Origin of the sequence: Pseudomonas putida (assembly GCF_001941965.1) — a bacterium.
Lineage (GTDB): Bacteria > Pseudomonadota > Gammaproteobacteria > Pseudomonadales > Pseudomonadaceae > Aquipseudomonas > Aquipseudomonas putida_L.
This window is the reverse complement of record NZ_MKZO01000012.1, coordinates 425,796-447,359: the sequence shown is the minus strand read 5'-3', so window position 1 is coordinate 447,359 and position 21,564 is coordinate 425,796. Positions and strand designations below refer to the sequence as shown.

Here is a 21,564-nt window from a genome sequence, read left to right as displayed (position 1 = left end):
CGAGCGGTGTGTGGCGTGTCGGCGCTGTAAGCGCCGCCGGGCTTTCGGGCTTCGCCCCGTGCCGGCAAGCCGTCACGGCCATCCGGCTTCAATCCCTCACGCCTTCGCGCCTGCGGCGCTGCGCGCTCCGCTTGCTGCAATTCAGTACCACACGCCAACGCGCTAAGGCGTGTCGGGCTCTTCCAATATCGCCCTGAGTTCCTGGCGCACCTGTGCCAGCAATTCATCAGCTTCGCGGGTGCTGTCACCGGCATAAGCCAATGTGAGCAGCGTGAGCGGATGCACTTCCATGACCTCGCACAGATCGGCCAGCTTCTGGATGGTTGGGCTTTTCAGGTCGCGCTCCAGCGTGCTCATGTAGGTGCGACTGGACACGTTGGAGAACGCTTCCTGGCTCAAACCACGCGCCTTCCTTACCGTCCGAATCGCCGCTGCCAATGAGTTCTTCGCTGCCACCTATGGTTTCCCCAAAAAACCAAGATGACAGCCCATTGCGCCCTATAGGACTACAATCTATAGTGTTCATTTGGTGGTGATGTTTTCCTTTTCCGTGCTTTTACGGAGATCCGCATCTGCGGATTTCCTCAGACCCAGGGAACCGCATCCGTGTCTTTCCTGACTTCCACCAATACGCCTTCGTGCCTCTCCGCTTTTGCGGCTTCGTGCGCTTGCGCATACGTGCATCCGTCCGCAGGCACAGATGCGCCTCGGCGATTGCGTGTGTTCGTGGAAGGGGCGCGGCCTTGACCACGCTTGTCACCGAGGAAGACCGGGTGCACCTACTGGCCCACGGCCTCACCCGCGCCGCAGGCCAGGAATGTGACCCGCTGCCCGTGGTGCGCCTGTTCACACCGGACGCACATGCGACCTGGCTATTGGCCGCGCTCGATCCGACCGATGGCGATACGGCCTACGGCCTGATCGACCTCGGGATCGGGATGCCTGCCCTGGCGACGGTGAAGCTGTCCGATCTGGCGTCCATCGTCGGGCCGCTCAAGCAGCCCGTGATACGAGATCGGTATTTCCAGCCGACGCGGCCGCTGTCGGAATACGTTCGACTGGCTCAGGAAAACGGTTCGATCACCGATTGACGCATTCCAGCGCGACCAGGCAAAAAGTATCGCATTGTGACTATTTCGGTCTTAGCCAAGACCTGGCAAGTCTTGATCCGCATGCTTGCACCAGGGTGGTGCGCTCCTGACCAAAACAGTCATGATGCCAGGCGCGAGATTCGGCACGGTGTTCAATGCTGCACCCCATTTCCGGGCGGTGCAGTCGTCGCATTTAGACGATTTCGGCAATGCACTGGAGCGAATCTGTCTTGACACCAGCAGTTAAAGCGTAACCCGAGTTTGATGACCACTTGATGGCGATTCGATAGCTCCCGCACAGCGGAATTGTGGCGACGTTCCCAGAAACAGGGAGGTTTCGCCATGACTGACCGCAGCAGCCAACACTGGTATCCCACGGCCGCGTATCTCTACACGCTGCACCTCGATGGCCCAGCGCTGGCTTGGGAGTATTTGCGCAGGAATCCAAGCTACCGGCGCGACTGGCTACGCCGGCGTCGCAAGCCTGATGCGGCGCAGGCCTGGGGCCTGCGCCTGCTGGAAGATCCCGGCCTGGATGCGCGCGACGCACATCCTGCTTGGTTCCCCGATCACGATGCCGTGGTGCAGCTATACCCCGACGCCGACCCACCACCCGATGCGCATACCTTCGAGTTCTGGCGCATTCCTGGGCGCAAGCAACTGACCCACGACGGCAAGCGCCTGGTGCTCGTATCGCATTGGCCAGGCTGCTGCGTTCGGCTGGCACTCGCACCCGACCTGGAAGATGGTTCGGCCTATCTCTACGCCACACGCGCCTGCGCCACGCCCTGTGCGCGCTACCGCACGCTCGCTGCGAAGCTGGATGCGCTATCTGCCGCAACCGTGGCCACGCCTGTGGCAACAGCCCGCTCCCGCCCCACGCCCGCCGCGCTGCTGGAACTGCATACCTTGCAAGCGCTCGACGCGACCCTCGCGGGAGCCTCCTTGCGCGAGGTGGGCGAAGGTCTGTTCGGCGCGGATGCCGTCGCGGCCGACTGGCACAAAGACAGTGCATTGCGTGCCCGCGTACGGCGGCTGGTACGCCGCGGCGATGAGCTGATGCACGGCGGCTACCGCCGACTAGCGCAGCTTCCAATGTTCCCGTCGCATTAGGGGGGACGTTTCTCGACCCGTGCGAATCGTCCCTTAGCAAGAAGCCTTGCTTTCTTGAGAGTGCCTCTATCCGGCCGCGTGGTGTGGCCGGGCTTGATGGAGGTACATCCCATGCGACCTGCTCCCTCGCGGCCTGCCGCCGCTGCCGTCACTGCGACCTCGCAGCCTCAACGCTACCTGACAAACGACGAAGCCGCCGACTACCTGCGGCTGTCGCCGCGCACGCTGGAGAAGCAGCGGGTGATCGGCGGCGGCCCCAAGTTCCGCAAGTTCGGCCGCCGCGTCATGTACGCGGTGTCCGACCTCGATGCCTGGGCCGACCAGCGCAGCTACGAGGCCACGTCCGATCCCGAATACGCCGAGCGCCACGCGGGCGACTACCGTGATGGCCGCTGATCGTCGGCGCGTGGGTGGCCTTCGCCATGTCCAGCCCGCCAGGGCAAGCCTTGCCGCAGCGCGAACAGCTCGATCTGTTCCGCGCGCTGCCGGGCGACATGGCGCCACGCGATTCCCAGGACTTGATGGCCTTTCCGTTCTTCTCGCTTGCCAAGTCGCGGCGCACGGCGCCGATCGACTTCCGCAGCGGGAACGTCACCATTCGCGTGGAAGGCACGCAGGAGCACGGCATCGCAACGATATGGGATGCCGACGTGCTGATATGGGCCGCCTCGCAGATCGTGGAGGCGCGCGACGCGGGCCTGCGCCCGTCGCGCTGGATACGCGCCACGCCTTACGAGATTTTGCGCTTCATCGGGCGCGGCACGTCCCTCAACGACTACCAGCGCCTGAAGGCCGCCCTCGACCGGCTGCAATCGACCACGGTGGCCACGTCCATCCGCGAAACCACGGGAAGGCGCTTGCATCGCTTCTCGTGGATCAACGAGTGGAAGGAACTCGCCGACGCCAGCGGCACCCCGCTGGGCATCGAGCTGATCTTGCCGGACTGGTTCTATGCCGGCGTGCTCGACGCCGCCCTGGTGCTGACCATCGACCCGGCCTATTTCCGCTTGAAGGGCGGTATCGAACGCTGGCTGTACCGCCTGGTGCGCAAGCATGGCGGGCGGCAGGAGCACGGCTGGCAATTCGACTTCCGACACCTGTACCGCAAATCCGGCAGCGCGGCCCGCTTCTCGGACTTCGCCTACGACGTGCGCGCCCTGGTGGCGCGGCAGTCGTTGCCCGGCTACGTCCTCGGCATCGAGCGGATGCCGGACGACAACACCGAGCTGCTGACCTTCCGGCCCGTGCCGCACGCGGCACGGGGATAACTGCGGGAGAACCTGTGGACGGCCTCGTGCTATCAGGAGTACCGGGTATCGTGCTATCAGGAGTACGACCCTCGTGCTATCAGGAGTACGAAAACGCCGGAAAGCCAACAACGGCGCGGGTTTGCGTTCCCTCTAACTTACCTAACAAGAAATACATAACTTTTAGTAGAAGCGCGCCGTTTCGGTGGACAACCACGAAACGGCACGGCCAGGCCGGCTTTCCAGCTCGGAGGGCCGCGCCATGATCTTCGCGTTTCTCAACCAGAAAGGCGGCGTCGGCAAGACCACGCTCGCCACGCACATCGCCGGCGAACTGGCGATGCGCGGCCTGCATGTCATCCTGCTGGATGCCGACCCGCAGGGGTCATCGCTCGACTGGACGCAGCGGCGTAGCCAGCAGGGCCTGCCCCGTCTGTTCAGCGCCGTGGGCCTTGCCCGCGAAACGCTGCATCAGGAAGCGCCAGAACTCGCCAGGCGGGCCGATCACATCATCATCGACGGCCCGCCGCGCATCGCCGCCCTCGCGCGTTCCGCGCTGCTGGCGGCCGAGCGCGTGCTGATCCCCGTGCAGCCCAGCCCCTACGACGTATGGGCTTCTGCCGAGATGGTCGCACTGATCCGCGAAGCACAGGTGTTCCGGCCAGCGCTGCGCGCGGCCTTCGTCATCAACCGGCGCGTCAGCACCACCATCATCGGCAGGGAGGCACGGCAATCGCTGGCCGAACAGCCGCTGCCCGCGCTGCGCTCGGAGATCCACCAGCGCATCGTCTTTGCCGACAGCGTAGCCGCTGGCCGGCTCGCCCGCGAAACCGCGCCCGACAGCGCCGCTGCCCGCGAGATCGCCGCGCTCACCGACGAACTGCTGCGGTGGCCGACATGACTGGGAAGCCACCACCACGCAGCAAGCGCGTCGGCATCGGTGCGCGTCCCCCAGCGAATCCGCACGCCGAAGCGTGGATTCGCCAGGGCGACGCAGATGCCGTGCAGAAAGGCGACCTCTACACCGCTCGACTGACGCTCGACATCACGCCCGCCATGCGGGCGCGCATCAAGGTGTCGGCCTTCACGCGAGGCGTGACCGTAGCCGAACTGCTGCGCGACCTGCTGGAGCGGGAGTTTCCCCCGGAGGGCACGCCGTGAACGCATCCGCTTCGACCGCCCACACCCCCAAAGCAAGTGCGCCCACGGCTGCGCCGCCGCCGGCGCCTTCGACACTCGCCGGCCAGGCCGGCAACGTGCCGCTGACGCGCGTGGCGCTGGCCTACATCGAACCGCGCTTCAAGCTCTACCTGCGCTTCGGCGAACCGGCGCGCACGCTCCAGCTCGACCGCTGGCGGCGCTGCGCCGTGTTCCTGCCGAACGCGGTTCTGTGCCGCATCCGTTGGCAGGCCAACGACTACGGCACGATCCGCTGGCAGCTCATGGTGATGCAGACCGCCACGCCGCTGGACGCCGTGCAGCGCATCCCCGGCGTGCAGCCGGGCGCGCGTCTGCTGCTGCACGCCGAAGGCGATGCCAACGTGCGCGCCGTGCTGGAACGCATCGACGGCATCGAGGCGCTGGGCATCGCAGCCGCAGACACATCGCCCGCGTACTGGCGCACGCTCGCGAACCGGCTCGCAGCGCGCTCGGCGCTACCCACATACACCGCAGAACGGCACGCCGCCTGGCTGGCCGGGAGGGCATTGCCATGACCACGATTTCCACGACCGGCCCCGTGCCGCATCCTCGCTCGCGCCTGCGCGCTCGCCTCGTGCTGGCAGGCTTCGCCACCGTCGGCCTCGCTGCGCTGGCCTGGGCGGCGTTCGTGCAGCCCCTGCCGCGAATGGCCTACAACCCGTCCGACAGCGTGGCGGTCGGTTGGTATCGCATCGAACCGTTCGACCCGCGCACCGCCTCGCGGCCACGTCCGCTGTCCGTGGACAGCATCGTGCTGATGCCGCTGCCCGACAGGGCCGCCATGCTGGCTGCGCAGCGCGGCTACCTGCCGACCCGCGTTCCGCTGCTCAAACGTGTGGGCGCAGTCGCGCCACAACACGTTTGCATCGTCGCCGGCCAGGTTCGCATCGACGGCGTGCCGGTGGCCGCCGCCCTGCCTGCCGACCGGCTGGGCCGGCCGCTGCCATCCTTGCAGCTTTGCCGCCGTCTCCAACCGGGCGAACTGTTCCTGTTGAGCGCGACCAACCCGGCGTCGTTCGACAGCCGCTATTTCGGGCCGGTCAGCGCGTTCGCCGTGATCGGCGTTGCGCATCCGATCTGGCTGGAGACACGTCCATGATGGCCGCCGATTCGCTGCACTTTGCCGCGCCTCTCATCGTGCCATCGGGCATGTCGTTCTACTGTTCGTCGCCGTGTCGTCGCGCGTGCAGTGCGGGTGCATTCGCACCGCACTTCGCGCTGCCTTCGGCGCAGCCGCCCAACGTGCAGGCGTCTTGCCTCGAACGCGCCTGGCCTGCGGCCATTGGCGTGTTCGCCGGCGGGCTGGCTGCTCGTGCAGCAGCGCCGCCGGGCCGCCGATGCCCGGAGCGGGAGCGAGGGGCAAAGGCGGAAGGCAAGACAAAAGGGTTCGGCACTCTGCCGCCCGCAAAGCCAGTCTGCACGTGGGGGTGGCGCGGCACGGCGCGGCTTCGCCGCCGTGCCGCGTGGGGCGCGAGGCACGCGCCGATGCAGGCATGTCCGCGTGCTTCGCACGCTCGGACACGCCGGAGCTTGCAGGGAGCACAGCCATGACCGACCGCGGCGACCATGATTTCTGGGTGCGCCCTGGCGCGCCGAAGAACCGAGGCAAAGGCCAGGGCCAGAGCTTCGTTTCCAAGGTGCTCAAGCAGGCTGGCAAGGCCAGCGGCGGCAAGTCGGCGGTGCGCCGTCCTACCGCTGGCGGGAGCGGCCAGCACGCCGGCCAGCGGCCCGGCTCACGGCTTGGACGCGGCCATACGGCGGCGCGCTTCGCAGGCGCAAAGCTGACCCCTATGTCACGGCGCGTGACCATCAAGACGCTGCTGGTCAACCAGCGCAACGCCAGTCCGCAGTCGCTCGCCAAGCACCTGCGCTACATCGAGCGCGACGGTGCCGGCCGGAACGGCGAGCCGGGCCGTGCCTACGGGCCGCAGACCGACGAAGCCGACCTCGATGCCTTCAAGGAACGCTGCCAGGACGACCGACATCATTTCCGCTTCATCGTCTCACCTGAAGACAGTGCGGAGCTGGACGACCTGCGCACCTACACCCGGCACCTGATGAACCGGATGGAGGCCGACCTGGGGACGCGGCTGGATTGGGTGGCGGTCGATCACTGGAACACCGACAACCCGCACACGCACCTGATCGTGCGCGGACGCGACGATACCGGCAAAGACCTCATCATCGCGGGCGACTACATCGCCCACGGCTTCCGCCATCGCGCCGCCGAGCTGGCGACGGAATGGCTGGGGCCGCGCACCGAACTGGAGATCCAGCAGACCTTGCAGCGCGAGGTGGAGCAAGAGCGGTGGACGAGCCTCGACCGCACGTTGCAGCGCGAGGCCGGCGAGGATGGCCGGGTGCAGATCGAACGCTTCAACGAACCCCGGCTGCAACGCCAGCGCCTGCTGCTGATCGGCCGCCTGCAACACTTGCAGCGCCTGGGCCTGGCCGACGAGGTGCAGCCCGGCACCTGGGCCGTCCATGCGGACGCGGAGAAGACCTTGCGTGCCCTGGGCGAGCGTGGCGACATCATCCGAACGATGCAGCGGGCCATGAGCGGCAAGCCTCGCGAGCTGGCGGTGTTCGAGCCGGGCGACGACGGCCGCACTATCGTCGGTCGCGTGGCTGCTAAGGGTCTGGCCGACGAGCTGCACGACCGCGGCTATCTGGTCATCGACGGGTTGGACGGCAAAGCCCACTACGTCGCGTTGGACGCCCGCGACGAGCTGGCGAACTATCCCATCGGCGCGGTGGTGGAGGTACGCGGTTCCGCCGAGGTGCGGGCGGCCGACAAGAACATCGCCACGCTGGCGAGCAATGGCCTGTACCGCACCGATCACCACCTGGCGATCGAGCAAGGCCGAGCCAAGCCCGGCCGCGACCCGCAAGAGGCTGTGGCGGCCCATATCCGCCGGCTGGAAGCCCTACGGCGGGCCGGCATCGTGGAGCGCGTGGCCGAGGGGTTATGGAAGGTGCCGGACGACTTGGCCGAGCGTGGCCGCCAGTACGACGCGCAGCGGCTGGGCGGCGTGGCGGTCGAACTGAAATCGCATCTGCCGATTGAACGGCAGGCCCGCGTCATCGGCGCGACCTGGCTGGATCAGCAGTTGATCGGCGGCGGCAAGGGACTGGGCGACCTGGGCTTTGGCGGCGATGCTAGGCAAGCCTTGCAGCAGCGCGCCGACTTCCTCGAAGAACAGGGGCTGGCCCAGCGGCGCGGGCAGCGGCTGATTCTCTCCCGGAATCTGCTGGAAACGCTGCGCAATCGGGAGCTGGCGCAGGCCGCCCAGCACATTGCCGCCGATAGCGGATTGGAGCATCGGCACGTCACAGACGGGCAGCGCGTAGCCGGCATCTACCGGCGCTCGGTCATGCTCGCCAGCGGTCGCTATGCGCTGCTCGATGACGGCATGGGATTCAGTCTGGTGCCTTGGCGGCCGATAATCGAGCCACGACTGGGGCAGCAGATCGCCGCGACTGTACGCGGCGGCGGTGTGTCATGGGAGGTTGGACGGCAAAGAGGTCCTGGGATTGGATCGGGGCCGTAGGCTGTCGTACCGAGTTAAGGTGTCGAGCAGCGTTTTGGCCCTAGCTTCTGTGCTCCGTTAAGACGACTAGTCTGTGCTTATCGACGACGCTGTGGGTGCATGGTTGCTTGCCAATTCCGGTGCAACTCGCAAACGCGCTGCCCCGACCTGAACTGCCCATTCAACGATCTGCCCGGCCAATATATCCGTGGCGACACCGAACGCGCTCACCACATCGGCCTCTCGCTTGCTGCCTGTGGCTTGGATTGCTTCGAAGCGTCTACTGGCAATAGCAGTCCGTTTGGCCGGATCGACCAGTTGCACATCGAGCCGAACCGCGGCGATCGCTTCAGTGCCGCGGTATTCGAGCTGGAACGCCCGCAGCGTACTGCGCAACTCCATATCGGCGCTCATTGGGGTGCTATCGGTAATCACGGAAGTCGACCGCCCATCGCGCATGAAGGCTTCGACGATTCGGTCACGCAGCAGCACCGGTGCGGGGTCGGCCCAACGCACTCCTTGCCAAGCCGACAAGCGACCATCGGGCTGCGCAATGAACAGCCGCTCCGAATCCAGGACGCGACTACTCTCAGGGGCGTAGACGCGCAGCGCCCCGGGTCCCGGAACGGCGCGCGGCGTACTCTCCGCCTGGGCGATGTGATAGTCGGGCAATTTGTAGGTGACCATTGGAGCTGCTTTGGGAAGCACACTGCACGCGGACAAGCCGAGTACTAGCGTCATAGTCACGGCAGCGACGGGAATCATCCTGGCGGAAGTGTTCACGGCTTGGTTTCCTCAATGTTCTCTCCACCGAGCAGGTATTGCGCCGGATTGCGATCCAGTCGGCGCAGCACGGTGTTTAGATTGGCCAGCGCCTGCTGGAGTTCGTGCATGGCAGGACCTGTGGCGGCCAAGCCCTGGTTCAGCGATTCCTGATTGTTTTGCAGTAGCGTCTCAACCCTGAAAGCGGCGCGTTCGAGGGATGCCGTTGCATCACGCGTGTTCACCATGATTTGCTTACCATCGTTATTTAGTAGCAGGTTGGCATCGCGAAGAGTGCTATTTGCTTGGCGCACGGCAGCTGTCGATTCTCTGCTTGCTTCGGTCAGATTGCTGATTAACGTCGCGATCTCGGCCCTCTGGTCAGCGACCGCGCCCGTGGTCTGTTCAAGATTCACCAGACTGCGGTGCACAAGAGCCAAATTCTCCTTCGACAGTAACTCCTGCGTGCGCAGCAAGATGCCGTTGAGTGTCGTCATGCTGTTCCCCTCACCGGAGACCAGGGATGCCATCGCCGAACGTGGTGCGAGGATCAACGGTTCCTCGTCCTCTCTCCGATCCAGCAATGGCACGTTTGGCCCACCGTCGCTCAACTCGATCACCGCGTTGCCGGTAATTCCCGTGATGACCAATTCAGCGCGGGTATCCTGCCGGACCGGGATGGTGGCATTGATGCGTACGCGCGCTATCGCCCGCCTTGGGTCTCGCGGTGAAAGAGAAAGTGCAACGACTTCGCCAATCGTGATTCCGCTGTACTGAACCTGGCTGCCGGGCGTAAGCCCGGTCACTGGCTCATCGAACATAATCCGGTAATACTGGTAATCGTGGTCGGAACGTGTGTCGCTGAGCCAAAGCGCGAAGCCAATACCAATCGCACCGAGCAGCACGACGAACAGACCAATGAATACATGATGGGCACGTGGTTCCATGATCAGACCACCTCGTTCTCAGAGTTTAAATATTGCGTGCGCCCAGCCCAATGCGTGCGCGACGGAAGAATGATGCAGATGCGGAGGGGTTTCATGGCTGCGTCTCTTGGCTGGAAGCACCAGTGGCCTGTGCGGCCGCACGGCCACGGGGGCCGTGAAAGTATTCCTGTATCCACGGGTGCTTGAAGCGCTCGACTGCCTCGATGCCGTCGTTGATGAGTACCTTCTGGTTCGCCAGGACCGCGACACGGTCGCATATGGTGTACAGCGTATCGAGGTCGTGGGTTACCAGAAACACCGTGAGGCCCAGTGCATTGCGCAGGGTCAGAATCAATTGGTCGAAAGATGCAGCCCCGATTGGATCCAGTCCTGCGGTGGGTTCGTCAAGAAACAGGATGTTCGCATCAAGCGCCAAGGCTCTCGCCAGTGCTGCTCGTTTCACCATGCCTCCGGACAACGAGGCCGGATACTTGTCTCCCGCTCCGGCAGGCAACCCCACCAAGCCCAGCTTGCTTCTTGCCAAACGCTCGGCAAGAGGCCGCGCCAGACCGACATGCTCGATCAAAGGAAGAGCGACGTTCTCCAAGACGGTCAGCGATGAATACAACGCGCCCTTCTGGAACAGAATGCCGAACCTTCGCTCCATACGCGCGCGCGCAAGCCATTGGGCTCGCAGTAGGTCGCGCCCCCCGATACGGACCACGCCCGAATGCGGCTTCTGCAGCCCGACGACGCTACGCAAGAGCACGGATTTCCCGGTGCCTGACCCTCCCACCACGCCAAGGATTTCCCCGCGCCGCACGTCCAGGTCTAGGTCCTGATGGACCTGCTGGGTTCCAAACCTGTTGTCCAGGCCGCGCACTTCAATAGCGTGTCGCACACCGTTGTCGGTGTCTTGCTTCACCGCGCTCACCAGCCCATCTCCATGAAGAACAGTGCAGCGATGGCGTCTATCAGGATCACCATGAAGATTGATTGCACGACACTAGACGTCGTGTGGTCGCCTACCGACTCAGCGCTACCGGCGACCTTGAACCCTTCATGGCAGCCGATAGCGGCGATCATCACCGCGAAGAGCGGGGACTTGCTCATTCCGACAAGAAAATGGCGCACCTCGATTTTTTCCTGCACGATGGCAAGGAACTGTGCGGGAGGAATTTCCAAGCTCAGTGCGCATACGGTGGCGCCGCCCGCAATGCCAGCCAAGATGCCTACTAAGGTGAGCAGTGGCAAGGACACAAGAAGCGCCAGCACGCGTGGCAGCACCAGTAACTCGATGGGGTCGAGCGCGTTGGAGCGAAGCGCATCGATCTCTTCATTTGCCTTCATCGAACCGATTTGGGCGGTGTACGCGCTTGCGGTACGGCCTGCAATCAATATGGCCGGGAGCAGCACTCCGAACTCGCGCATGAACGAGAAGGCGACCAGATGCACCGAGAAGATGCTCGCACCGAAGTTGGCCAGCACCGTTGCTCCCAGGAACGCCACCACCATTCCTACCATGAAGCTCAGTAGCGCCACGATGGGAATGGCGTCCACCGCTGATCGCTGGATTTGAGCGATCACCGAGGTCGCGCGCCAGCGACGCGGGTGACGAACGGTACGGCTCCATGTTTCGATGATCTGGCCCACGAACCCGGCCAGACCAAGACACGCACGACAGCCCTGTTCCAAGGTCAGGCCTATGCGTCCCAGACCGCGGAGCAGAGGATTCCCGCTCACCGCTGCTTTCTCCGTCTTCTGCTGATCGGTAGCAGCGGCGGCCAGCGCTCTCATTAGGGCGAGGCGATCCGAGGACAGATTTGGAGCTGCCTCCGGCCGGTCGAGTATCGAGTCTGGCCCGAGAATTTCCACCAGCAGAGCCGCGCCGGCGGTGTCCAGTCTCTGGACTTGCGTCCAGTCGAGTAAGGGAGTGGCGTACCCCTCGGCATGACTGATGCGGGCGGCGGACACGGATTTTGCCAGACTGGCGTAGTGCTCTATCGTCCAGTCGCCACCCGCCAGCCATTTGTGATCACCGCCGACCATGGCATCCTGCCGGAGCCAAGCCTGTGAAGCGTTGCTCATGGCTGCGTGTCCCGCCAAGCGCTGTCGATGCGCTCGATGCAGTTCGTGATCGCCGCTTTGGCATGACCCAGCAATGTGTACGAACCGGCGAACTCTTTAATGACGTTGCCGCGCTCGAAGCAACTGGCGGCAGCAACCCGGCGTCCCGTCCTTAAATCGACTGCTTCGAACTCTAGGCTGGCACCACCCGTCGTCACGGGTCCAACCAGCAGGGTCGTCATTGCATTGACTGCCCGATTCGGTGTCTGCAGTTCGGTGACCGCTACACGCACCCGAACCTGTCCCGCGCCACCTGGGGGGGCGGGACTTTTGCCTTCCTGGCGTTTCAGTTCGCTCGTCACATGGTCTAGCACTTCGCGCTGCTGCGCGTCATCGAGCCCATCGATGCGACCCGAGGCGGTCTTGATCTGCGCTTCTTCCACCACGACAGCGGCATAACGCTTGGGCTCGAATCCCGCTGCGCGGTACATCAGTACGTTCTCGTATCGTGTCGGCGATAACTTCTCGTAGTCGCCGAGAAATCCGGAGCGCGTCATGCTGTTGGTCGCGCATCCAGAGAGCGCGCCTGCTACGCAAAAAAAGATGCCGCCGCGGATCAATGCAGTTTTGCTCTTCATAATGGGTCTCCTTGATCAAACGAAACTAAGACAGGCAATGCCTGCTGCGATGAGGGCGGTGCCAGACCAGCGCGTTACCGATGCGACATCGCCTAGTAGGAGGGCGCCGACGCCCAAGTTTCCAAGTAGCCCGATTCCTGCCCAGGCTGCAGAGGCCGCGCTGATCGGAATCCGCTTGAGCGCGAACCACAAAAGTGCGCCGCTGGCCGCCATGCACGTCACTGCCACACAGAGGCCGACCCAGCGCATCGGACCGCCCGCCGTGATGGCCCGCAGGCCCAGTGGATAGCCCGCTCCTAGAACCCCTGCGGCAATGACAATCGACCAGGATTTCCAGATCAGCGGATGGGTGCTGAATCGCATAAGCCTAGCGAGACATACGCATGAAGCGTGGGTGCATACGAATTCTGAGAATGCGCAGCACGCGGCGGCTCGCAAGAGACTCATGAGCGATCTCCATGCGCGGTGGCGACACTCAGGTTCCACGGCCCAATTCGCTTGATTCCAAACAGGACTTCGTAAAGCAGCGGAATCAAGCCCAACGTCACCAGCGTTCCGAGTGCCAGCCCACCGATCATCGCGATCGCCATCCCTTTCCATAATGGTCCGGAGAAGAGCATGAGTGGCACCAGTCCCGAAATGCAGGTGACCTTGGTCATCACGATTGGACGAAGCCGTTGTATCGCGGCCCCAACCAAGGCTTCATGGCGTGGCAGGCCTTCCGCTAGCCCCTGGTCGATGCGTTCCAGCAAGAGCACGGCGTTGTTGACAATGATCCCGAACAGGGCCAGTACGCCGAAGGTCGCCATGAAGCTGAAAGGTGTGCCGGTCAGCTTCAGAGCCAATACCACGCCGATAAGCGTGAAAGGGATCGTCGCGAGGATCACACCGAGCTTGCGGAAAGAATTGAACTGCCATACGAACAGCATCAGCATCGCCAGAAATGCGAGGGGCATGTAGGTCGACAGCGCGGCGTTCGATTCGGCGGCTTCCTCGATCTCGCCGCCAAGTTCAACCGAGTAGCCCGCGGGCAGGTCCAGGGCAGCGACGCTAGGCGCCAGGCGGTTGATGATCTCCTGGGCGGTGTAAGAGGTGTTCTGTCCTTGCACGGTGATCGTGCGGATGAGATTGCGCCGTTGGATGACCGAGGGCTCGCTCGCGAGCGATACGTCTGCGACCTGAGCCAGCGTCACCGCTGGACCGCCGTTGGTGGGATAGATGAGCGTCGCGCCTACGTCTGCCGTGCTGCGACGCTCGCTTACGATACTGCGCAGGACGATCGGGACGGAGGTGTCACCGTCGCGAATAACCGAGATCGATCTGCCGCTGTAGCGGACATCCAGCCCGCCAGCGATGTCTTCAGTCGTCACGCCCGCCCGACGCGCGCGGTCCTGGTCGACCCGTACGTCGATGCGGCCAACGCGCGTATCCCAATCGTTCTTGACGTTGATGGTGCCGGGCAGCTTGCGCAGCGCTGCTTCGATTTTGGACGCGGCCCCCAACAATACCTCCTCATCCGGACCGCTGACGCGATAAATGGCAGTCCCTGACTCGGTCGCACCGAGCGAGAAACGCTTGGGCTCGGCGCGCACGTCGCCATGTGCTTGCGCAAAGTAGCTGCGGGTGCGGGCGAGGACGGCGTCGATGTCGCTCTTCGGCTTCAATGTGACAACGAAGTACGCGATGTTCGATGCCGGCAGTGGTGGATTCAGGCTAAGGATGAAGCGCGGGCCACCATCGGCGACGTAGCCGATGTGATCGGAGACTTCTGGATTGATGTTCGTGTCGCCCAGCCAACCACTGATCTGCTTCACGCGGGCGAGCGTTTCGCGCGAGTCGGTACCGGGGGCGAGCTGCACCGGAATCTGGAACTGAAGCCGGTCGGACTTGGGCATGAAATCGTACGGCAGGGTGGTGAAGCCATACAGCGCAATGGCAAGCGCCGCGATCATCGACGCTACATAGACCGCCTTATGGTGGAGCACCCACTCCAGTACGCGCCGGTAGCCACGGTAGAAGCGGGTGTCATAGGCGTCGCCCTGCTCCTGCTTGTGATGGGGTTTGGCGAAGTGGTAGCACAATAGGGGCGTGACAGTCAGGCACAGCAGCCACGAAGCGAACAACGTCAGTGCCAGCACGACCACGAGATTGTGCAGATACTCGCTCGTGGCGTTCTGGCCAAAAAAGAACGGCGAGAACACGATCACGATCACGAGCGAGGACGTGAGCAGCGGAATGGCGAGCGTGCGGCCCGCCTCGAGGCAGGCATGCTTACGATCTTCGCCACCGGCCAGGCGGCGTTCGATGTCTTCGGCAATCACAATGCCGTTGTCCACCAACAAGCCGAGCGCAATGATGATGGCGCCCATCGAGACGTTCTGAAGCTCGATGTTCATCGCGCGCATGACGATGAGTGCACTGAGGATCGTCAACGGCACGATCATGCCCACGATGATCCCGGTGCGCCAACCGAGAAATAGCACGACGACACCGAGGACGACGATGATCGTCTCCATCATGACGTGGTTCATTTTGCCCATCTCGTGCTTGACGACATCGGCCTGGAAAGTGACGTATGACAGATCGAAACCCGCCGGCAGCAGCTTCTCCTGGTCTGCAACCCGTGCTTTGAGCGCTTTTCCGAACTGCTCCACGTTCTGACCGGAGGCCATCGAAACCGCCATGACGACAGCGGGCTGGCCTTTGTAGATGGCAGCAGATTCCGGCGGATCGGCTGGCCGCACACTCACCTGCGCCAGTTCACCCAATGCGATCGTCGGCACGGGCGCCGTACTACTTTGCGGTCGTGGCAGCGCGATCGGCATTGCTCGCAGGGAGGGAGCGTCACGCACTTCGCCACTGACCGCCAAGGTTGCATTGATGCCGCCGACAACAATTTGTCCACCCGAAGCGACGACGTTCTGTTTGACGAGTTGGTCGATCACCCCCTGTGGTGTCAGCTCCAATCGCGCGAGCCTAGGCCGATCGAATTCGAGATAGACGCGCTCTTCCTGCAGGCCGTAGAAAGTGATGCGCTCAATACCAGGCACGGTGTACAGGCGGTCGCGCATCTGCTTGAGCGCGACGCGCATCTCGCTCATGGAGTAACCTGGTGCAGTGACCGCAATCGAGGCAACCGCGACGCGGCCGAAGTCTTCGTCGACGAAAGGCCCCATCGTGCTCTGTGGTAAGGCATCCTTCGAATCGGCGACCTTGGCCCGGACGCGCTGCCAGATCGGTGCCAAGTCGGTGTAGCGGTCCCAGATCGTGACCTGGATCATGGCGCTGCCTGCGCGCACGGTGCTCGTCACGCGCTTGACCTCTGCCAGTTCGCGCAAGCGCTCCTCGATCGGCCGGGCAATGAGTTGCTCAACGCGTTCGGCGGGCAGCCCCGGGTTCAACGCCGTGACCATCGCATCGCGGACCGTGACAGTCGGCTCCTCCTGAGAAGGAAAATTCAGGAAGGTCGCGATGCCGGCGACGAAAATGATGAGCGCTACAAAGTAGGTAAGTCGACTGGCGCGCAGCGCCATCTCGGTGATCTTCATGATGAAGTAACCTGGTGGATCGCGTTAGCGCTTGGTCAATTGAGTGGTGGCTTCCAGTGGTGTCACTGGCTGTCCATCGGTGAGCCATCCTCCTCCGGCGGCAACCACCGTCTCGCCGGGCTTGAGTCCAGCGAGGACGCGCGCGCTGTCTCCTTCCTGTACCGGCGTGAAGCGCACCGCGCGACGGTGCACCTTCTTATCTTCAGGGGTGTAGACGAAGACGGAAGCCTCGCCCGGCTTCGTGCCGAGCACCAGCGAGGCATAAGGTATGGATACAGTCTCGGGCCGAGAGGTCTTGGAGGTTGCCGCAGGTGCGTCGAGCACGACCTGTACGGGAATACCTGGCCGAAGTGCGCGCGCTTGCGCGTTATCTTCAGGCACTAGCACCACGGGTAGGAGCGAGCCATTTTCGGCGCGCAGACCGACACGACGTACCACCGCTCGGATTGGTTGTTCGGCTCCGCTCCAGCTCAGTTCTGCGCGTTGGCCGACATCTATGTGAGGTGCCTGTGTAGTAGACGCGTTCGCGATGATCTCAGTGCCACTGCGCACGCCGTCGACCTGAAATACCGGCGCACCAGCAGCAATGTCGGTGAACGCCAAAGCCAGCTTTTCCGCCACGACACCATCGAAAGGAGCGACGATCATCGTGCCACGTTGTGCTCGTTCGGCCAGGCCAAGCGCCGCCTTGGCAGTGCGCGCTTGACCCTCTGCGACCGCTAGCTGCGCCTTCGCGCTCTCGAACGCAGCAGGGGAGATGACTTCGCTTTCGAGCAACCGGCGCTGTTGATCTGTCTGTACACGTCGATCCATCAGGCCGGCTTCGGCGGCCGCCAGGGATGCTTGCGCTTGTGTCACGCGAAGCCGGTCAGGTTGCGCATCAAGTTCTGCCAGGACTTGGCCGCGGGAGAACCGTTCACCCACGTCGACGTTCAACTTGGCGATCCGTCCTCCTGTTTCAAATCCTAGGATGCTGCGCTCGGTTGCTCGCGCCGAGCCAGTCAATTCGATGCGAGAGCTATGCGGGAGATCCGACTGCGCGGCGGCGAGCTTCACTGCGCGCGGAGGCTCGGATACGGTGGATTGCGAGTTTCCGCACCCTGAGAGCAGAGTCGAAATGGATAGTGTGCAAGCAACCGCCAAGGAGCGCGGTGCGCACGCGGTCATGACACCGCTACGGACGCGACTCATGTGCGTCCTTTTGCCGGGACAAGTTCGAGATGGCCCGAGGCGAGATCCTGGAGCGCCCGAAAGAAATGCCGCCGCTCTGCGGGTGCGAGTATTGGCAAACCCAGAAGATCGGCGAACAGGGCGCCATCCAATGCCAGCATGATGAGTGCCGCGGTCTCGGTGCCACGCGGGGATCGACGCACGCGTTCGTACTGCACGCGGTAACACTCGCGCAGTGGGTCGAGAAGTGTTGGATCTTCCGCAGCTGCCGCGAGCAGCGCTGCGCCCATCTTCTGCATCTCGTCGTCGGGCATCGCTTCCACCTGGCTCGACAGCCAGGGGTCCGGATCTCCGGCAAACCTGCGCTCGTGATTGGCTTGTACCGCGTCGAACGCCCGGATCATCTCGTCGATCAGTGTCACGAACAAATCGCGTTTGGTCTTGAAGTGATAGAGAAACGCCCCTTTGCTCAACCCGGCCCGCACAACGACGGCGTCCAGTGTCAAGCGACTGGCACCTTCCTCCAGCACCAGTTCGCGGGCGGCCTGCAGGATGCGGTCGCGAGTTCGCTGGGCTCCTTGCTGGAGGCCGGGCTGCGCATCGGCGCTGCTATGGGCAGTGGACGGGGGGGGCAACTTTGTTTTCGCGCGGGGCGGCATGGTCGTGCTCCAAAAAAGCTTGAGTCATATACAGTCCAGACGGTATAGTAGAAGCCATACAACAGTCCGTCAAGACTTTTTCGGAGCGCAAGGAGCTGCCATGTCTCAAATTCTTGAACGCTATCGCCTCATTGCCATGATTTCTCCGCTACTGCTTCTTGCGGCCTGCAGCCATGCCCCGCACTCTGCCGATCCACCTCGCCTGGATGTACCGGCCCATTTCTCAAATGAAGAGGGAGGTGAAGGCATCTTGGACAAATCGTCCCGCCGTACTCTTCCCGTCGATTGGTGGACGGCCTACGGCGATCCGCACCTCAATGCCTTGGTCCGGGCGGCGCTGGAGCGCAATACCGAACTGACGATTGCGCGAGCGCGCGTGGACGAGGCATCGGCCGCCACGCGGCGAGCACGGGCCTCCCTGCTCCCCTCGTTGTCCGCGGGCACGCAGGCAACTCGAGGACGCGACTATTCAGAGAACGTTGCAATCGGCAATGATGGCCGCGCCACGTTGTCCGCATCGTGGGAGGCAGACCTGTCGGGACGGCTTTCGCAGGCAGCAGAAGGTGCGCGCCTGGATGCGGTGGCAGCCGAACAAGCGTGGGTTGCCACGCGGTGGCAGGTCGCGTTTGAAACAGTGTCGGCGGCTGTGCAGCAGCGCCAAGCCAGTGAGCTCGAAGCGCTAGCCGCGGCGCGGCTGGCATCCGCAGAACGACTCGTCTTGCTGATGCAACGGAAGTTCGAGGCCGGACAAGCTACCGGCTTCGACATCGAGCGTACCCGCGCCGGCGTCGTCGCACTGCGCGTGGAGCAAGAGCAACTGCGGCGTGCGCGCGGCGAGGCGACGCATGCACTCGATGTACTAGTGGGACAAACGCCCGGAGCGCCTGCAGCTTCCCCAACTCTTGCGTCGCTCGCCGTCCCGGACTGGACACCGACACGCATACCTGCGGACCTGCTGAGTGAGCGGCCCGACGTGCGCGCCGCCGAAGCGAAGTTCGCCGCCGAAACCGCGCGCTGGAACGCAGCCGAAGGCGAACGCTTCCCCAGGCTGGTGTTGGACCTGAGCGGCGGACGGCAGCGCGTAGAGAGTGTGGGAACCCGCATCACTGGAAACATTTTTTCACTTGGGGCCGGGGTGTCGTTGCCGATCTTCGATGGTGGCGCGATCCGTGCCGGCATCGAGACCGGAGAGGCGCGCAGCCGAGCTGCCCGTGCGGAGTTCGAGCGCACTTTGTTGAGTGCTTTGCAGGACGTAGAGAACGCATATCTCGGTTGGCATACGCAGCACGCAGCACTGGAGCATCAGGCCGAGGGTGTCGCAGTCGCGGAGCGTCAGCTCGATCGCAGCCGACGTCTGTTCGAGGCGGGACAAGTGGACGCCACGGTGGTGGCCGAGGCTGAGGCCGGGGTGCTGTCAGCGCAGGCTTCGCTGATCCGCACGCGGGCCGAGACAGCCATGCAATGGGGCGTCCTGGCAAAAGCATTATCCGGCTCTCCTGTTTGATCGCAGAAACATGCTGGAGCAGCTTGCGAAGGCTAGCTAAATAGCGTGACGCAAGGCGAAGGTGGTGAGGCCTGAGTGATGAGGAATGCGAACATGGAAATTCGACACCTGCGCTACTTTCTGGCGGTGGCAGAGGAGCTGCACTTTGCCCGAGCCGCAGAGCGCCTCCACATAGAGACATCGCCGCTGTCGCGCGCCATCAAGGAACTTGAGGAAGAGTTGGGCGTAGCGCTATTTGCGAGAACCACTCGGAGCACCCGCTTGACTCGTGCGGGCAGGCTCTTCTTTGAGAGCGTGCCGCGTGTCTTCGCAGCTTTGCAGCAGGCGCGCGACAGTGTGAACGCCGCAGCCAATGGCTTTCATTGCCAGCTCCGTATTGCATTGTCTGATGGAATCACGCCATCGCGCCTGCCTGCGTTGTTGGCGCTCTGCCGGCAGGAAGAGCCGGAAGTGGAAGTTCGCTTCTTCGAGGTGCCTTTGGCACAGCAAATCAAGGGATTGTGTGGCGAACTGTACGATCTCGGCTTCGCTCAATCGGATGAAGTCGGCGAAGGCATCATCGCCGTGCCGGTGTGGAGTGACCCTCTGATGGTAGCTGTGCCCGCACGGCACCCCTTGCTATCCCACAAACAGATTCCCCTAGAAGAGCTGTTGCGGTATCCGCTGGTGCTCTGCGACGCGGTGGCGTGTGAGGGCCATGCTCGGCAAGTTGAACGGGTGCTACGTCGCGTGGACATAGAGCCACTGATTGCCGAACGCGTGACTTCCAGCGATCTAATGATGGTCCTGGTTTCGGCGGGACTTGCACTAGGCCTCACAGGAGGCGCGCATATCACAGCCAGCAGGGAACAGGGGGTGGTCGCACGGCCGCTGACTGGACGTTCGCCAATGCTCACGACCTATCTACTACGGCCGGCCAGCGAGCCGTCAGAAATGCTGACTCGCTTCATGGAACGCGTTCATTCGATCAAATCTCCAGATGCCAAAGGTCGGCGGTAAACCATCACACAATCTCCCAAAGAAAATTAACCATGAAGAAGATTGCTCTCATATTGCTTTCCTCGACATTGGCAGCCTGCAGCCCATCTGGGAAACCAGATAAAGCCAACCTTCCGACAGTCGATGAATTAGCGCTCAATCCTGAGCGTCTGAAAGAGTTGCGCAAGCAATGCAAGTTGGATCGACCAATGCTGGGCGACCAACTATGTAACCGGGTTGCCGAGGCTACGCGAAAGCGCTTTTACGAAGATGGCGATGTGCCCCACACCACGCCTAAAGAGCCGCCGAAGTTCTAAGCTGGTGGTCATGCCGGAGTATGTATGCCGGATATGAAAAATTTGAAGGAGAATCGCAATGGGTTGGATCTATCTTGTTTTGGCTGGATTGTTTGAAATCGGATGGCCGGTCGGGCTGAAAATGGCGCAAGAGCCAACATCGCGTTGGAGTGGGGTCGCAGTAGCCGTCTCTTTCATGACAATTAGCGGCGCCTTCCTATGGCTTGCTCAGCGTCAGATACCGATTGGGACTGCTTATGCGGTGTGGACGGGTATCGGAGCGGCGGGAACTTTCTTAGTCGGAATTCATTTCTATGGCGACCCAACCTCCCTGATGCGATACCTTGGCGTGGCGTTGATCATCCTGGGCGTTATCACGCTCAAGTTATCGAGTTGATCGCTAGCTCCATTGGTAGCGTAGTCGCTAGGCGACCCAGCTCCCAGAGTGGATCGGGCGCTGGGAACTCGTACGGTCACCTCCTCTCTCTAGTCGCTATGTGACGAGCTTGCCGGCGCCTCGGGAGAGTTCGAGCCAGTGCGCGTAAGGCGGTGGGAGCACCCATTCCGGGTGGCTCCACCTTCAGTGCCTGCGCCAAGGTGACCTGAGTACGAACTTTGTAGCCAGTCAGGCAGTGAGTTCGGAGGGGATGCTATCGGATTGGATCCAGTTGCGCCGGATCGTCGCCGGCGGTTTGTAAGCATGCGCGCTATGCGGCCGCTGCTCGTTGTAGAACTGTCGCCAACGTTCGATCAGCACCTTCGCTTCGGTCCGACTGCGGAACCATTCGCGGTTGAGCAGTTCGTCGCCCATCGTTGCCTGCGAAGTCAGGACCAG

The 21,564-nt window shown here is 63.0% G+C and carries 23 protein-coding genes and 1 pseudogene; 13 read left to right on the top strand and 11 right to left on the bottom strand.

What is annotated here, in order from left to right:
• Positions 1–162: 162 nt before the first annotated feature.
• Positions 163–456 carry a helix-turn-helix domain-containing protein gene (locus tag PSEMO_RS09120; RefSeq protein ID WP_006379425.1) on the bottom strand — a complete coding sequence of 98 codons (294 nt, stop codon included), beginning with the start codon at positions 454–456 and terminating at the stop codon, positions 163–165.
• Between the two features lie 287 nt (positions 457–743).
• On the opposite strand from PSEMO_RS09120, the gene PSEMO_RS09115 reads away from it, so the two are divergent.
• From PSEMO_RS09115 to PSEMO_RS09065, 9 genes are all read left to right on the top strand, one after another.
• A complete protein-coding gene (locus PSEMO_RS09115) occupies positions 744–1,091 on the top strand; it encodes a DUF2958 domain-containing protein (RefSeq protein ID WP_016487838.1) in 348 nt (115 codons plus the stop codon).
• 342 nt (positions 1,092–1,433) lie between these two features.
• The gene (locus PSEMO_RS09110) at positions 1,434–2,204 is read left to right on the top strand and encodes a DUF2285 domain-containing protein (RefSeq protein ID WP_003092318.1); all 771 of its coding nucleotides are present in this window, start codon (positions 1,434–1,436) and stop codon (positions 2,202–2,204) included.
• Between the two features lie 111 nt (positions 2,205–2,315).
• The gene (locus PSEMO_RS09105; RefSeq protein WP_001247107.1) at positions 2,316–2,600 is read left to right on the top strand and encodes a helix-turn-helix transcriptional regulator; all 285 of its coding nucleotides are present in this window, start codon (positions 2,316–2,318) and stop codon (positions 2,598–2,600) included.
• Positions 2,601–2,626: 26 nt separating this feature from the next.
• On the top strand, positions 2,627–3,472 hold the full coding sequence (locus PSEMO_RS09100; RefSeq protein WP_022652188.1) for a replication initiator protein A: 846 nt from the start codon (positions 2,627–2,629) through the stop codon (positions 3,470–3,472).
• Between the two features lie 241 nt (positions 3,473–3,713).
• Entirely contained in the window at positions 3,714–4,352 is a 639-nt protein-coding gene (gene parA, locus PSEMO_RS09090; protein ID WP_003092312.1) for a ParA family partition ATPase, read from the top strand.
• Positions 4,349–4,612, top strand: coding sequence for a hypothetical protein (locus PSEMO_RS09085; RefSeq protein ID WP_000147048.1), 264 nt, complete (start codon positions 4,349–4,351; stop codon positions 4,610–4,612). Before parA ends, PSEMO_RS09085 begins: the two co-directional genes overlap by 4 nt.
• Positions 4,609–5,166, top strand: coding sequence for a DUF2840 domain-containing protein (locus PSEMO_RS09080; RefSeq protein WP_023093372.1), 558 nt, complete (start codon positions 4,609–4,611; stop codon positions 5,164–5,166). Before PSEMO_RS09085 ends, PSEMO_RS09080 begins: the two co-directional genes overlap by 4 nt.
• Positions 5,163–5,750: a S26 family signal peptidase gene (locus tag PSEMO_RS09075; RefSeq protein WP_003092304.1), complete on the top strand. Its 588-nt coding sequence runs from the start codon at positions 5,163–5,165 to the stop codon at positions 5,748–5,750. Before PSEMO_RS09080 ends, PSEMO_RS09075 begins: the two co-directional genes overlap by 4 nt.
• Before the next feature lie 448 nt (positions 5,751–6,198).
• Positions 6,199–8,202, top strand: a complete 2,004-nt coding sequence (locus PSEMO_RS09065; protein WP_000132148.1) for a relaxase/mobilization nuclease domain-containing protein — start codon at positions 6,199–6,201, stop codon at positions 8,200–8,202.
• A gap of 66 nt (positions 8,203–8,268) precedes the next feature.
• Here PSEMO_RS09065 and PSEMO_RS09060 read toward each other — a convergent pair whose 3' ends face one another.
• The 9 genes from PSEMO_RS09060 to PSEMO_RS09020 all read right to left on the bottom strand — a co-directional run bounded on the left by PSEMO_RS09060 (position 8,269) and on the right by PSEMO_RS09020 (position 17,951).
• Positions 8,269–8,868 (bottom strand): ABC-type transport auxiliary lipoprotein family protein, encoded by a 600-nt coding sequence (locus PSEMO_RS09060; RefSeq protein WP_003124411.1) that lies wholly within the window; start codon positions 8,866–8,868, stop codon positions 8,269–8,271.
• A 92-nt stretch (positions 8,869–8,960) separates the two neighbouring features.
• Positions 8,961–9,890, bottom strand: a complete 930-nt coding sequence (locus PSEMO_RS09055) for an MlaD family protein (protein WP_000433686.1) — start codon at positions 9,888–9,890, stop codon at positions 8,961–8,963.
• A 91-nt stretch (positions 9,891–9,981) separates the two neighbouring features.
• Positions 9,982–10,794, bottom strand: a complete 813-nt coding sequence (locus PSEMO_RS09050) for an ABC transporter ATP-binding protein (RefSeq protein ID WP_024944155.1) — start codon at positions 10,792–10,794, stop codon at positions 9,982–9,984.
• Positions 10,795–10,799: 5 nt separating this feature from the next.
• The gene (locus PSEMO_RS09045; RefSeq protein ID WP_000063629.1) at positions 10,800–11,957 is read right to left on the bottom strand and encodes an MlaE family ABC transporter permease; all 1,158 of its coding nucleotides are present in this window, start codon (positions 11,955–11,957) and stop codon (positions 10,800–10,802) included.
• Complete coding sequence (locus tag PSEMO_RS09040; protein WP_000837791.1) at positions 11,954–12,574, bottom strand: DUF3313 family protein; 621 nt, start codon at positions 12,572–12,574, stop codon at positions 11,954–11,956. The genes PSEMO_RS09045 and PSEMO_RS09040 overlap by 4 nt, the downstream gene beginning before the upstream one ends.
• A gap of 15 nt (positions 12,575–12,589) precedes the next feature.
• A complete protein-coding gene (locus tag PSEMO_RS09035) occupies positions 12,590–12,937 on the bottom strand; it encodes a DMT family transporter (RefSeq protein ID WP_038421338.1) in 348 nt (115 codons plus the stop codon).
• Between the two features lie 80 nt (positions 12,938–13,017).
• Positions 13,018–16,122, bottom strand: a complete 3,105-nt coding sequence (locus PSEMO_RS09030; protein WP_003092293.1) for an efflux RND transporter permease subunit — start codon at positions 16,120–16,122, stop codon at positions 13,018–13,020.
• 24 nt (positions 16,123–16,146) lie between these two features.
• A complete protein-coding gene (locus PSEMO_RS09025; RefSeq protein ID WP_223294861.1) occupies positions 16,147–17,289 on the bottom strand; it encodes an efflux RND transporter periplasmic adaptor subunit in 1,143 nt (380 codons plus the stop codon).
• Positions 17,290–17,309: 20 nt separating this feature from the next.
• On the bottom strand, positions 17,310–17,951 hold the full coding sequence (locus tag PSEMO_RS09020; RefSeq protein WP_024944154.1) for a TetR/AcrR family transcriptional regulator: 642 nt from the start codon (positions 17,949–17,951) through the stop codon (positions 17,310–17,312).
• 100 nt (positions 17,952–18,051) lie between these two features.
• On the opposite strand from PSEMO_RS09020, the gene PSEMO_RS09015 reads away from it, so the two are divergent.
• From PSEMO_RS09015 to PSEMO_RS09000, 4 genes are all read left to right on the top strand, one after another.
• Complete coding sequence (locus PSEMO_RS09015) at positions 18,052–19,455, top strand: efflux transporter outer membrane subunit (protein WP_000078291.1); 1,404 nt, start codon at positions 18,052–18,054, stop codon at positions 19,453–19,455.
• 93 nt (positions 19,456–19,548) lie between these two features.
• Complete coding sequence (locus PSEMO_RS09010) at positions 19,549–20,454, top strand: LysR family transcriptional regulator (RefSeq protein ID WP_000405670.1); 906 nt, start codon at positions 19,549–19,551, stop codon at positions 20,452–20,454.
• Positions 20,455–20,486: 32 nt separating this feature from the next.
• Positions 20,487–20,750, top strand: coding sequence for an EexN family lipoprotein (locus PSEMO_RS09005; RefSeq protein WP_000717310.1), 264 nt, complete (start codon positions 20,487–20,489; stop codon positions 20,748–20,750).
• A 58-nt stretch (positions 20,751–20,808) separates the two neighbouring features.
• Entirely contained in the window at positions 20,809–21,126 is a 318-nt protein-coding gene (locus PSEMO_RS09000; protein WP_000539741.1) for a DMT family transporter, read from the top strand.
• Between the two features lie 228 nt (positions 21,127–21,354).
• Here the strand turns inward: PSEMO_RS09000 and PSEMO_RS08995 are convergent.
• Positions 21,355–21,534, bottom strand: a pseudogene (locus PSEMO_RS08995) (integrase core domain-containing protein); the annotation flags it as partial.
• Positions 21,535–21,564 lie beyond the last annotated feature (30 nt).